12 protein-coding genes are annotated in these 12,572 nt (G+C 52.5%); 8 read left to right on the forward strand and 4 right to left on the reverse strand.

The genetic code is table 11. The features are described 5' to 3' along the window. Positions 1-3: 3 nt before the first annotated feature. A complete protein-coding gene (gene hisG, locus C7452_RS06970) occupies positions 4-867 on the reverse strand; it encodes an ATP phosphoribosyltransferase (protein WP_010877116.1) in 864 nt (287 codons plus the stop codon). A 190-nt stretch (positions 868-1,057) separates the two neighbouring features. Here hisG and C7452_RS06975 point away from each other — a divergent pair, with 190 nt between their 5' ends. Genes C7452_RS06975 through C7452_RS06985 form a run of 3 tightly spaced genes read left to right on the forward strand, consistent with a single transcriptional unit; the run spans position 1,058 to position 3,032 of the window. Further along, positions 1,058-2,341 (forward strand): amidohydrolase family protein, encoded by a 1,284-nt coding sequence (locus tag C7452_RS06975; RefSeq protein WP_115892658.1) that lies wholly within the window; start codon positions 1,058-1,060, stop codon positions 2,339-2,341. Next, on the forward strand, positions 2,338-2,682 hold the full coding sequence (locus tag C7452_RS06980) for an HAD hydrolase-like protein (RefSeq protein WP_115892659.1): 345 nt from the start codon (positions 2,338-2,340) through the stop codon (positions 2,680-2,682). Before C7452_RS06975 ends, C7452_RS06980 begins: the two co-directional genes overlap by 4 nt. A 14-nt stretch (positions 2,683-2,696) precedes the next feature. Then, positions 2,697-3,032 carry an HAD family hydrolase gene (locus tag C7452_RS06985; protein WP_010877113.1) on the forward strand — a complete coding sequence of 112 codons (336 nt, stop codon included), beginning with the start codon at positions 2,697-2,699 and terminating at the stop codon, positions 3,030-3,032. A gap of 23 nt (positions 3,033-3,055) precedes the next feature. Here C7452_RS06985 and tfrA read toward each other — a convergent pair whose 3' ends face one another. Then, positions 3,056-4,714: a fumarate reductase (CoM/CoB) subunit TfrA gene (gene tfrA, locus C7452_RS06990; RefSeq protein ID WP_115892660.1), complete on the reverse strand. Its 1,659-nt coding sequence runs from the start codon at positions 4,712-4,714 to the stop codon at positions 3,056-3,058. 207 nt (positions 4,715-4,921) lie between these two features. Here tfrA and sepS point away from each other — a divergent pair, with 207 nt between their 5' ends. The 4 genes from sepS to C7452_RS07010 all read left to right on the forward strand — a co-directional run bounded on the left by sepS (position 4,922) and on the right by C7452_RS07010 (position 8,425). Next, a complete protein-coding gene (gene sepS, locus C7452_RS06995) occupies positions 4,922-6,520 on the forward strand; it encodes an O-phosphoserine--tRNA ligase (RefSeq protein ID WP_010877111.1) in 1,599 nt (532 codons plus the stop codon). A 22-nt stretch (positions 6,521-6,542) separates the two neighbouring features. Beyond that, complete coding sequence (locus C7452_RS07000) at positions 6,543-6,911, forward strand: DUF120 domain-containing protein (RefSeq protein WP_010877110.1); 369 nt, start codon at positions 6,543-6,545, stop codon at positions 6,909-6,911. A 99-nt stretch (positions 6,912-7,010) separates the two neighbouring features. Next, positions 7,011-7,685, forward strand: a complete 675-nt coding sequence (gene ribB / locus C7452_RS07005) for a 3,4-dihydroxy-2-butanone-4-phosphate synthase (RefSeq protein WP_048061068.1) — start codon at positions 7,011-7,013, stop codon at positions 7,683-7,685. Positions 7,686-7,696: 11 nt separating this feature from the next. Beyond that, complete coding sequence (locus C7452_RS07010; protein WP_115892661.1) at positions 7,697-8,425, forward strand: ATPase domain-containing protein; 729 nt, start codon at positions 7,697-7,699, stop codon at positions 8,423-8,425. Between the two features lie 74 nt (positions 8,426-8,499). On the opposite strand, the gene C7452_RS07015 is transcribed toward C7452_RS07010, so the two are convergent. Together C7452_RS07015 and gatA are read right to left on the reverse strand one after the other, a co-directional pair. Then, a complete protein-coding gene (locus C7452_RS07015; protein ID WP_115892662.1) occupies positions 8,500-9,963 on the reverse strand; it encodes an AAA family ATPase in 1,464 nt (487 codons plus the stop codon). 13 nt (positions 9,964-9,976) lie between these two features. After that, entirely contained in the window at positions 9,977-11,332 is a 1,356-nt protein-coding gene (gene gatA, locus C7452_RS07020) for an Asp-tRNA(Asn)/Glu-tRNA(Gln) amidotransferase subunit GatA (protein ID WP_115892663.1), read from the reverse strand. A gap of 230 nt (positions 11,333-11,562) precedes the next feature. Between gatA and ala the strand changes: the two genes are divergently transcribed. Then, positions 11,563-12,555 carry an alanine dehydrogenase gene (gene ala / locus C7452_RS07025; RefSeq protein ID WP_048061064.1) on the forward strand — a complete coding sequence of 331 codons (993 nt, stop codon included), beginning with the start codon at positions 11,563-11,565 and terminating at the stop codon, positions 12,553-12,555. The last annotated feature ends 17 nt before the right edge of the window (positions 12,556-12,572 follow it).

Below are 12,572 nucleotides of genomic sequence, written 5' to 3' on the forward strand. Positions count from 1 at the left end.
CCCTCAGGGTATTATCCTCTCAATGGGCACAACAAGTATATCCCTTGCCCCCACCGCCTTGAGCCTGTTTATGAGGTTGAAGACCTCCTTTTCATCCACCACTGCGTGTACTGCCACAACCCCGTTATCTGAGAGCACCTCTGAGACCGTGGGACCTGTCATCCCGGGCATCAGGGCCCTGACCCTGTCAAGGTTTTTGCGGTCGATGTTAAGCATCACCAGTCTCTTCCCCTCGGCATCTATGACTCCACGTATCCCTGTTCTGAGTTCCTCTATTATCCCTGATTTGGTGGCGTAGCTTTCCCTGTTTGCTATGAGCTTAACCGAACTTTCGAGGATGGTGTCGATTACCCGGAGGTGGTTCATCCTGAGGGTTGTCCCTGTGCTGCTGAGGTCTGTTATGAGGTCAGCGACTCCAATGAAGGGCGCTATCTCTGTTGATCCTGTGAGTTCAACAACCTCCGCATCTATACCATGCTCCCTGAGATAGTTCTCTGTTATCCCCGGGAACTCTGTGGCTATAACTGCACCCCGAGGTATGTCCTCCGGGCCCCTGATGGTGGAGTCCTCAGGGGCTGCAAGAACCAGGCTGGCCCTCCCGTATTTGAGGTCCTCCAGGATTTCAACGTCACTTCCCCTTTCAACTATGAGGTCATAGCCGGTGATCCCCAGGTCAGCGGCACCGTCGGCAACGAATTCCGGTATATCCGCTGCTCTGCTGAACATTACCTCAATCTGGGGGTGCTGTGTCTTTGAGAATAATTTCCTGTTAACAGTGTCCTTAAGGCCGACACCTGCATTTTCAAGTAACCTTATTGCAGGCTCGCTTATCCTTCCCTTGGAGGGAACCGCTATTCTTATCTTCATTAAATCCCTCGATGACTGGTTAAATTTATTTTACATTAAGCTCCTGCAGGGTTTATCCGTTCATCTGCAGGATCTATCATTCTTCACTGGAGATTAACTTATATCTCTTTCAGGAAACCTATATAATAGGTTTGGAGTCCGGTCCCTGACCGGATTATAAGTTAGAACTTATAAGTTATAAGGTGGTTCCATGGATAATGAAAGCATACTGATAACCGGTCCAGAGATCCTTGATGCAGGGGGAATCCGGCGGGGATCCGTCCTCATTGAGGATAACAGGATAGCTGATGTCTCGAACACCCTCAGCCCGGGGGATGCTGACACCGTTATTGACGGAACAGGCAAGCTCCTGATTCCTGGACTTGTGAACACCCACACTCACCTCTCAATGACACTCTTCAGGGGGATTGCAGATGACCTACCCCTTGACAGGTGGCTGAACGATCACATATGGCCTGCCGAGGCCCGGCTCAACGGGGATTACTGCTACGCCGGAGCCCTGCTGGGATGCATCGAGATGATAAGATCAGGTACAACCTCCTTCAACGACATGTACTTCTACATGGACCACGTTGCACGTGCCGTGGAGGAGGCAGGCCTCAGGTGCGTCATAAGCCACGGTATGATAGACCTGGGAGACACTGAAAAGATGACGGCCGAACTGAGGGAGAGCCGCAGGATAATAAAGGAATGCCATGGGATGGCAGATGACCGCATAAGGGTTGCGCTTGGCCCTCACAGCCCCTACACGTGCTCAGAGGAACTCCTTAAAGAGACAGCTGCCCTGGCCGATAAAAATGATCTCATGATACATATACATGTCTCAGAGACAGAGAATGAGGTCAGTGAAGTCTCTAGGTCCCATGGAATGACCCCTGTGGAGTACCTTGATGAGGTTGGGGTGCTGGGCCCACGGACCGTGGCTGCCCACTGCGTGTGGCTGAAGGACTGGGAGATTGATATACTTGCAGAGAGAGATGTGAAGGTCTCACACAACCCCTCAAGTAACATGAAACTTGCATCGGGAGTATCCCCGGTCGCCCGGCTCCTCCAGAGGGGTGTTAACGTTTCACTGGGAACCGATGGCGCCGCATCAAACAACAACCTTGACATGTTCCAGGAGATGAAAACAGCCTCACTGCTCCAGAAGGTGAACCTTGAAGACCCTACAGCGCTTCCAGCCATGGATGTGTTCAGTATGGCCACACTCAACGGTGCCAGGGCCCTTGGAATCGACGCCGGTCTTATAGCGCCTGGTAAGCTCGCTGACATCGTCATACTTAACACCAGGAGGCCCCACCTGACTCCCTGGAGAAACCCTCCGTCACACACGGTATATTCTGCCTCAGGGGCCGATGTGGACACCGTCATATGTGATGGGAGGATTCTCCTGAGGGATGGAGAACTGGAGGTCCTGGAGGAGAAATACGTGATGGAACTCGCAGAAGCAGCTGCCGCGGAGCTAACAGGATGATGGCCCTCTTTGATGTTGATAAGACCCTGATACACCGCTCTTCCGCCCATGAGAATGCCTTCAGGCACGCCTTCAGGGAGGTCTATGGTGTTGATGCCGGCGTGGAGCTCATAGACTACCATGGAAAGACAGACCCTGTGATAGCAGAGGAGGTCCTCCTCCTCAGGGGCCTTGAAGGTGAAGAGATAGAGGGTCAGCTGCCCAGATTCCTCCGGAAACTCAGAGAATACGTGAAACATAACATAAATGAAGAGAATATAGAACTCATAGATGGCGTGGAGGAGTTCCTGAGTTTCCTTAAATCCATGGATGTACCTATGGGCCTTGTTACAGGCAACTGAGGGAAATAGCATTCATGAAGCTCGAAAGGGCAGGTATTGCAGGTTACTTTTCCTTCGGCGGGTTTGGTAGTGACAGTCCTGACAGGAATAAGCTAACAGAGATTGCGGTTAGAAGGGGTCTCAGGATCGGTGCAACCGGGAGTACCGTGCTCTTCGGAGACACTCCCCATGACATGAGGGCTGGTGACCATGTTGGGGCTGTTAACATCGGCATATCAGCAGGAAGGTACAGTGATCGGGCCCTGATGGCGGCAGGGGCCCGCCATGTATTCCCTGATTACAGAAAACCTGAACTCCGGGATACCGTGCTGAAGATCATGGCAGGTGATCATCGGCAGCAGATCATATGAGCTGACCTATGTTTAAGGTGGACCTAGGCTGATTTAAGGCCCCTCTCTATGAAGCCGGGTCTTCTGTTCCTGTTGAGGACTATGCTCTTAAGCCATTCAGGTCTGGTTTCAGGGAAATCCTTCCTGTAATGGGATCCCCTGCTCTCCTCCCTTATCAGGGCTGATTCCACCACCATTGATGAGGTTACAAGCATATTTTCAAGTTCGAGGGCCTCGATGAGGTAGGTGTTAAAGCCAGACGTCTCAGGGACATTCAGATCCCCCATCATCGTCGTGAGGTCCTGGATAACTGCTCTGGCTGATTCAAGGGATTCACGGCTCCTTACTATGGCAACACCGTTCCACATGGCCTCATGAAGCCTGTCCCTTATCTCGGATGGGCTGTGTGATCCTTCGGCCACCATTGACTTTATACGGTATTCCTCCTCCTCAACAGCAGACCTGATAGACGCCGGGGCTGATTTGATGGCGTTCCTTGCAGCTGCTATCCCGGCCCTCCTTCCGAATACCTGGGTATCCGCCAGTGCATTGCCGCCCAGTCTGTTGGCTCCATGGACACCACCGGTAACCTCACCGGCTGCAAAGAGGTTCCTGAGGTTTGTCCTGCCCCACTCATCTATCCTGACGCCTCCCATGAAGTGGTGTGCTGTGGGTGCCACCTCCATTGGCTCGGACCTTATATCAATACCAACATCCTGGAACTGGAGGAGCATGGTCTCAAGCTTCTCCTCTATGACCTCATCGGGCAGGTGGCTGACATCAAGGTAGACTCCACCATTCCCGGTGCCCCTCCCCTCCATGATCTCGGTGTAGATTGCCCTTGCAACAACATCCCTTGTTGCCAGTTCACCGCGGGGGTCGTATCTCTTCATGAACCTCTCCCCCTCACTGTTGAGGAGTATTCCGCCCTCACCCCTCACGGCCTCCGTCACAAGGACCCCTCTCCTTGACTCGGGGTAGACCATGCCCGTGGGGTGGAACTGGACCTGTTCCATGTCTATGAGGTCAGCCCCTGCCTTCCATGCCACTGAAAATCCATCACCGCCCTTCTGGATGGTGTTGGAGGTAACGGGGTAGATGTGACCGGCCCCACCGGCTGCCAGGATGGTTGAAGACGCCCTGAAGGCCACAGTGCTTGAGTCCCTTATGGACACACCCATGGCTCCCAGTACACGGTCCTCCTCCACAAGGAGGGATGTTATCATGATCTCCTCAACTGTCTCTATATCCCGTCGTATGACCTCCTCCTTGAGGGCTGTTATCATCTCATGGCCGGTGCGGTCCCCCTGGTAGCATGTCCTCCTGTAGGTCTGCCCCCCAAATGGCCTCTGGTCAAGCAGCCCGGATTCCTGTCTGTCAAAGAGGGCTCCATATGTTTCAAGGTCCCTCAACCTGTCGGGTGCCTCATCCACAAGTATGCGGACAAGCTGGGGGTCATTGAGGAATCCCCCACCCCTCATGGTGTCCTCGAAGTGCACATCCGGACTGTCCTCGGGGTCAACACATGCAAATGCAGCGTTGTATCCTCCTTCAGCCATTCCAGTGCACCCTGATTTAAATGATAATCCCTTTGAAACTATTAATGGCGTGAGATTGTGTTCAGAAACTTCTATGGCTGCCCTGCAGCCAGCTCCACCTGAGCCTATTATCAGAACATCACATTCATAGACCTGACTTTCCATGGACAATATTTTTAGCATTCATTATTATAAGGTTTGGCAGTCAATAGTTAAGGTGATGAACCATAACCGAGAATAAAGTCAAGCTCAGGTGATGAACCATCACCCGGTCCTCTACGGACGTTCTAATCTGAGGGTGATGTATGGATTTAAGCCTTCAATCAGGATCAGTCGCCTGATTTATTCGATAATGATCACTGGGGGTTCTGTTTGAAAAGAAAGGATATAGTGAAGCTTTCAAGGAGGGACTTTGAAAGGGCATGGCTTGAAAGTGGGAAGAGTCTAAGGAAACCCCACCATGACATGCAGTATCCACGCCTCCGATTCGAAACCGGAAAATCGCACGTACTCTATGATACCATCTGGATGATAAGGGAGGCCTACCTGCGCCTCGGATTCAGTGAAATGGTGAACCCTCTCCTCATAGACGAGGAGCACATATACCGCCAGTTCGGGCCCGAGGCCCCTGCAGTCCTGGACAGGTGCTTCTACCTCGGGGGTCTCCCAAGACCCGATATCGGACTCGGGACCGGGAGGATCCAGATGATAGAGGATATGGGCATAGATGTGTCTGATGAGAAGCTAGAAAACCTGAAGGAGGTCTTCAGGTCATACAAGAAGGGGGATCTTTCAGGGGACGACCTCGTCCTCGAGGTATCCAATGCCCTTGAAGTTGAGAGCCACGACGGTCTGAGGGTCCTTGAGAGGGTCTTCCCTGAGATAAGGGACCTCAAACCAGTCTCAGGGAGAACCACCCTCAGGTCCCACATGACATCAGGATGGTTCATATCACTCCAGAACATCCACGACAGGTACAGGATGCCACTAAAGCTTTTCTCCATCGACCGCTGCTTCCGGAGGGAGCAGAAGGAGGACTCCAGTCACCTGATGACCTATCACTCCGCCTCCTGTGTGGTGGTTGACCATGAGGTCCCCCTTGATGTGGGGAAGGCCGTTGCAGAGGGGCTCCTCGAGCATCTGGGATTTTCGAGGTTCAGGTTCCGCCCGGATGAGAAGAAGTCCAAGTACTACATACCCGGCACCCAGACAGAGGTCTACGCCTACCACCCCCTCCTTAAGGAGTGGGTTGAGGTGGCAACATTCGGCCTCTATTCACCGATAGCCCTCTCCATGTACGGGATAGACCAGGAGGTCATGAACCTTGGGGTGGGGGTTGAAAGGGTTGCCATGATCCTCAACCAGGCAAGCGACGTGCGTGAAATGGTCTACCCCCAGATATACGGTGAATGGCGACTGTCTGACAGGGACATCGCCGAGATGCTCAGGATAAACCTCCACCCTGTAACCTCAGATGGCCGTATGCTCATGGAGAAGATAGTCAAAACCTGGAGGGCCCATGCAGACGCCCCGTCCCCCTGCAGCTTCGAGGTCTACAGTGGGGAATTCCTTGGGCGGAGGATAGAGGTGAGTGCCCTTGAGGTGGAGGAGAACACACGGCTGCTGGGACCCGCAGTATGGAACACCGTTTACATACATGATGGGAACATCCTGGGTGTGCCACCTGGAACCGAGCTCGACAGCGAACTCATCACCAGGGCCAGAAAGGAGGGCCTGAACACCGGTATAACCTACATGGAGGCCCTTGCAGCCGAGGCAGCCTACCGCATAGAGGAGATGGTTGTAAGTGGCGCCGAGGAGGTTGAGGTGAGGAGCACAATAGCAAGATCCCTCTCTGACCTGAACCTCACCCTTGAGGACACCGCCATGAGGTACATAACCGGTAAAAACCGGGAGATCGACCTGAGGGGACCGCTGTTCTCAACAATAAGGTGCAGGTTAAGGGGGTGAACCTCTGATTATCAGAGGAAAGGTGAAATCAGGTTTCGGTGAGGGGGCCTACTTCATAACCCGTAGCGTATACCGGGACCAGTTCAGGGAAAAACTGGGCTTCGATCCCTTCCCCGGCACCCTCAACATAGAGGTCGGTGACCCTGAAATTGTGGAGAGGATAAGGGAGGGGGCCCCTGTGATACAGGGAGGCGGTGGCTTCGGTGATGTCCTCTACGTTAAGGCCCTGCTCAACGGGGTGGTTGAGGGGGCCATACTCTTCCCCCTTAAGACCCATCACCGGCAGGGGTGTCTTGAATTTGTGGCCCCTGTGAACCTCAGAAAAACCCTTAAATTAAGGGATGGAGATACCGTTAGCCTGGATATAGACACCAGTGAAATTCAGGAATAACAGACATCAGGCTGGAATGAATAGATAATAGCTCAGCATAGCCGCCGATTAAATCTCAGGATAAAATATACATCAGGATTATCAATGGAGATTGTGATCATGATTCAGGAAGCCCTTAAAGCACTTAGAAGGGGAGAAATAGTCCTTGTATTTGATGCAGATAACCGTGAAAGAGAAACAGACATGATCGTTGCTGCTGAGAAGATAAAACCGGAGCATATAAGGATCATGAGGAACGACGCCGGGGGACTCATATGTGTGCCTGTCTCCTGGGAAAACTCAGAGAAGCTTGGAATACCCTACATGACCGATATAATGGAGGAGGCGTCAGGGAGGTACCCGGTCCTGGGAAAACTATCCCCCCATGACATACCCTACGATGAGAAGTCCGCCTTCTCCATAACCGTGAATCACAGGAAGACCTTCACCGGTATAACCGACAATGACCGTGCCCTCACCATAGGTGAACTTGCAGGGATCTGCAGGGATGATAGACATGAGAGCTTCGGCGACCTCTTCAGGTCCCCCGGTCATGTCACCCTCCTCAGGGCCGCTGATGGCCATGTACTCAGGAGGGGGGGTCACACCGAGATGAGCATAGCCCTCATGGAAATGGCCGGACTTACCGGTGTTGCTGTCTGCTGTGAGATGATGGATGACAGGACAGGTAACTCTCTTTCAACAGAGGACGCCATGAAATACGCCAGGGAACATGACCTTATTTTCATGAGCGGTGCAGAACTTATTGAATCATACATGGAGTTCAGATCATAGAGGTGTTCATAATGGAGAGGCTGAAGATAGGGATCAATGGACTTGATGATACCATAGGCGGTTTCCCCATGGGGAGATCCGTTCTGATAACAGGGGAGCCCGGGTGTGGTAAGACCATCTTCGGGCTGCGGTTTGCCATAAACAGCTGCATGGAGGGTTACAACACCGTCTACATAACAGCAGAGGAGGACGCCAATGACCTCCACATACAGGCAAACTCCTTCGGCTGGAACACCCAGGAGCTGGAGGAGAAGGGACTCCTCAACTTCATAGAACTTACAGGTATAAGGGCGAGGATAACCGAGACAGAGCTAAGCATGGACATGGACCCCATGAAGGGCAACTTCACCAAGATAATACATGACATACCCCCCGAGGCCGAGGTGGTTGTCATAGACAGTCTGGGTGGCTACACAGCCAAACTCACAGCCTATGAATTCAGGAACCAGTTTGATCTCCTCGTATATGAGCTCAAACAGCGGGGTATAACATCCGTCATAATACTGGACAGTGCAACCTCCAAGGAGTTCAATGAACTTGCTCTCTTCTCGGTATACGGAGCCATAAAACTTGGTAGAAGGGAGAACCCCTACACCGGTCGCAGGGAGCGGATAATGGACATAGTCAAGATGAGAAGCACAAAAACACCCCTCCAGTTCCTCACATATGAGATCGGTGGTGAAGAGGGTATCACCATAACTGAGGGTGAGGAGATCCCTGAAGAGGATATGGGAATCTAAAACCTCACCTGATGGTTTAATTCCCGGAAATAGGGGATTCAGGCCCTGATGGCTGGGATCCCAAAGACGGGGATTCAGGGACTGAATACCTTTTTGATTTCTTCAGGGCCCATGTAACCCCTGAATTCTGGTTTTTTTGCGAAGCTGATGAGGGTATCAACATCGAGGTGCTCCTCCACGGTCTCCATGGCCTTCAGGCAGAAGTCCTCAAGTTTTAGCTCAACCTCGGGTGTGCCGCCCCTCTCACTCATCTCTACCCTCGGAATGGCAAGGTACCTTCCGCCTGATGCCCTCTCAAATATATCCATATCATAGACCCTGTTGAGTATTCCGCAGGAGACCTCAAGGCCCAGTCCCTCAAGTACCGATATGTGGGCGTCAAGATCAACCACCGCAGACTCTATACCCCCCTTGCTGCAACCTGCCACCATGATCACAGGGATACCTGCTGCCAGGGCAATCTCAGCCCCGGAGTAGGGTGTTATATCGTTCAGGAGACCTGTGAGGATGCTCATAACGCCCTCGATGAGTATTATGTCGTATCTTCCCCTCACAGATTCAAGGACATCCCTGAGCTCCATCCAGCCCAGGCGCCCTATCCTTATGGATGAGTGCTCCTCCATGGGCTCCTTTATGAGGTAGAGGGCCGGGACTATGTCCCTGACATCGGGTCCCACCTTGATAACGCCCACCCTGAGGCCCCTCCTCCTCAGGGCGCCTGCAAGGCCCGTTAATATGAATGTTTTGCCGGAGTCTGAACCCGTGGATGCTATCATTATGGCTGGTGGGGTGCCCCTCGTCCCGCCCCTATCCATAACACGTATCCCCGTTGATATCCCGAGCTCGGATCTCAGAGCTTCCCGCAGTTTCCTGTTGGCTTCAAGTATCCTCTCCCTTGCAGTTTCATCCGCATCAAGGAATTTGAGGATGTTACTGACAAGGGCCTGGTTCTCATCGAGGCATCCATGGACCATGGTCCCTGCCACGTTACCATCATCACTGCAGACCCCTGATAGGATCTCCCCTGGCCTTTCATGATAGTCTGCCCTGACTATGCGGGACCTCATTATCTCAGGTGCATCACCACGTATCTCACCGTAGGTGTGACAGTGGAAGCCAGTTATCCTCTCACCTGACATCCCTGAGGTCAGGAAGGACTCGCCGGTTATGGTGGCCTCCACCCTGTCGTTGCTTATCATGGGGTGGAATGTTACGTTGAGGAGCCCGAGACCCTCCCTGTAAACAGGGCATGGCGATTTTCTCCCTATATCGGTCCTCTCTGCCAGGGCCTGGAATCCTGAGCATATACCCAGGACAAATTTTCCGTCCGATGCCATCCTTCTTATCTCAAATGCAAGTTCAGGTGAAAGGCTTCCTGACTCAACGATACTTCCCCCTGGTATTATGATCCCGTCCAGGACCCTGTGGGCCCTTGAACCGTTTACAAGACCATTGCTTCCAACTATATCGGTGGGGAGAAATCCAAAGTTCTCAAAGGCAGGGACCGATCCCCTGATACAGACGAGTCCAATCCTCATGGGGGACACTCTCTTACAGTGAAGCAATCTCCCTCATGGCCGATACTATCATGCCATCATCTCCTGGCTTTGCCTGGAGCTGCAGGCCAACAGGGACTCCGCCCACATCCCCTGCAGGTATGCTTGCAGCGGGTATACCTGCAAGGTTAGCTATGACCGTGAGGACATCGTAGGCGTACATCTCCATTGGTTCAAGCTCCTCACCCAGTGTGTGGGGTAGCTTTGGAACCGTTGGCCCCGCTATTATGTCCACATGGCTGAGAAGCCCTGTTATCTCCCTCCTTATGAGGGATCTTGCCTGGAGGGCCCTCTTGTAGTATTTTCCAGATAGTTCCTTCTGACTGATGTAGGAACCCATATGTATCCTCCTGAGGACCTCCGGACCGCAGACATCCTCTATCCTGTGACCGTACTTTCTGCCGTCATACTTCCTGGTGGCTGAAAAGAATTCAACGTAGTTTATGAGGTAGTAGGTGGGGAGACAGAGGTCTATGTATCCAAAATCCAGTTCAACTATCTCGGCGCCCCCATCCTCCATGGCTCCGAGTTTCCCCTGAATAACCTCATCTATTGCCTCATCTGTGACCTCAAGGAACTCCCTCACAACACCGACCCTGAGGCCCTTCAGTTCCCTCTCCACCTCAAGGTCCGGTGAACTGTCCAGGGTTGTGGGGTCTGCCGGGTCATAACCTGAGATGACATCCAGTGCAAGTGAGATCCCGGATACATCTGCTGCCAGGGGTCCTATCTGGTCAAAGCTCATGGCAAGGTCCAGGAGGCCCTGCCTGGATACTGCCCCATAGGTTGGTTTGAAGCCCATTACACCGCAGTGCGATGCTGGATTCCTTATTGAACCCCCTGTATCTGATCCCAGTGCCAGGTCACACATACCAGCAGCCACTGCAGCAGCGCTCCCGCCGCTTGAACCTCCCGGGATCCTCCCGGGGGCTGCTGGATTGTCTGTTGGGCCAAAGAATGATGTCTCGGTTGAACTCCCGGCAGCGAATTCGTCCATGTTGGTCATGCCAATTATTATACCGTCTTCTTCCTTTATGCGCCTTATAACAGTTGCATCGTAGCTTCCAGTGTAATTTTCGAGGGTCTTTGAAGCTGCTGATACGTTGAAGTCCTCCACGTTGATGTTGCTTTTAACTCCTATCACCAGGCCCGCCAGTTTCCCTGTCTCCTTGCCGGAGGCTATCCTGGCGTCTATCTCCTCAGCCCTCTTAATCGCCTCTTCACCCCTAACCTCCAGGAAGGCGTTGATGTCATCGTTTTTTGCCTCAATCCTCTTAAGAAATTTTTCAAGATTTTCTGATGCGGTCAGGCCATGATTCTTAATCATATCAACCTTATCAACAGTTTCCATCTTTAACACCCTTATATTTCAAGTTGAAGTGAGATATAAGTCTGATCAACCTTAATAGCTGCCATGACTGCCTCGAGGGTGGAGTTTCCGGTCCATGGACCGCCGGGACAGCCATGACAGTACTCATCCGTGGTTTTAATTTCATTTCCAACACTAATAAATGTGAGATGTTCAATATTTAAAGATTGGTAGATTGACCCTGATTGTTATTAAATGGGGACGGTGGATGCATGGAAAAAACAGTTGTGCTAACCAGGAGTGACGTTGAAGGCCTTCTTAACATGGACGACTGCCTGAAGGCGGTTGAGGGTGCCTTTGTCCAGGAGGCCCTTGGGAGGGTTCAGATGCCCCCTAAGATGTACCTGTTCTTCAGGAGATACAATGGAGACCTCCGTGTCATGCCATCCTACCTTGAGGAGCTTGAGATGGCCGGTGTTAAGTGCGTCAATGTGCACCCCTCAAACCCTGATAGACATTCCCTGCCAACGGTAATGGCTGTCATAGAGCTTGTGGACCCTGAAACAGGGTTCCCCATTGCACTCATGGATGGAACCCATATAACCGATATGAGAACGGGTGCCGCTGGCGGTGTATCAGTGAAGTACCTTGCATCCAGGGACGCGTCAAGGCTCGGGATAATCGGTGCCGGAAGGCAGGCCTGGACCCAGCTCATGGCAATCAGCAGGGTGGCGGATCTTGAGGAGGTCAGCGTCTACTGCAGGACACCGTCAACGCGTGAAAAATTTGCCTTAAGGGCTTCAAAGGAATATGAAGTCCCCGTGAGGGCCGCTACAGATCCAAGGGAGGCTGTTGAGGGTATGGACATCGTTGTAACCGTCACTCCATCAAGGAGTCCTGTGGTCATGGCAGACTGGGTGTCGCCGGGTACGCACATATGTGCCATGGGTGCAGACGCCCCAGGGAAGCAGGAACTGGACCCTCTGATACTCAAAAATGCCCGTGTATTCTATGACAGCCTGGAGCAGGCAACCCACAGCGGAGAAATAAACGTGCCCATCACCGAGGGGATCCTCAGGGTGGATGACCTCCAGGGAAGCCTGGGGGATGTTATGACAGGCAAGATTGAGGGTAGAACTTCACCCGCTGATGTGACCGTATTTGATTCGACTGGACTCTCCATTCAGGATATAACAACAGCATGGATGATCTATGAGAGGGCCGTTGCCGGTGAAGTGGGTCTGGAGGTGGATCTTCAGGGATGACTGGAGGCACCCTGCCG

The sequence above is a fragment of the Methanothermobacter defluvii genome (assembly GCF_003385755.1).
GTDB classification, from domain to species: Archaea; Methanobacteriota; Methanobacteria; order Methanobacteriales; family Methanothermobacteraceae; genus Methanothermobacter; species Methanothermobacter thermautotrophicus.

Bases quoted from the DNA above. Each gene is read 5' to 3' on its own strand.
- hisG (WP_010877116.1), bottom strand. From the start codon at position 867: ATGAAGATAAGAATAGCGGTTCCCTCCAAGGGAAGGATAAGCGAGCCT.
- C7452_RS06975 (WP_115892658.1), top strand. From the start codon at position 1,058: ATGGATAATGAAAGCATACTGATAACCGGTCCAGAGATCCTTGATGCA.
- C7452_RS06980 (WP_115892659.1), top strand. From the start codon at position 2,338: ATGATGGCCCTCTTTGATGTTGATAAGACCCTGATACACCGCTCTTCC.
- C7452_RS06985 (WP_010877113.1), top strand. From the start codon at position 2,697: ATGAAGCTCGAAAGGGCAGGTATTGCAGGTTACTTTTCCTTCGGCGGG.
- tfrA (WP_115892660.1), bottom strand. From the start codon at position 4,714: ATGGAAAGTCAGGTCTATGAATGTGATGTTCTGATAATAGGCTCAGGT.
- ribB (WP_048061068.1), top strand. From the start codon at position 7,011: ATGATTCAGGAAGCCCTTAAAGCACTTAGAAGGGGAGAAATAGTCCTT.
- C7452_RS07010 (WP_115892661.1), top strand. From the start codon at position 7,697: ATGGAGAGGCTGAAGATAGGGATCAATGGACTTGATGATACCATAGGC.
- C7452_RS07015 (WP_115892662.1), bottom strand. From the start codon at position 9,963: ATGAGGATTGGACTCGTCTGTATCAGGGGATCGGTCCCTGCCTTTGAG.
- gatA (WP_115892663.1), bottom strand. From the start codon at position 11,332: ATGGAAACTGTTGATAAGGTTGATATGATTAAGAATCATGGCCTGACC.
- ala (WP_048061064.1), top strand. From the start codon at position 11,563: ATGGAAAAAACAGTTGTGCTAACCAGGAGTGACGTTGAAGGCCTTCTT.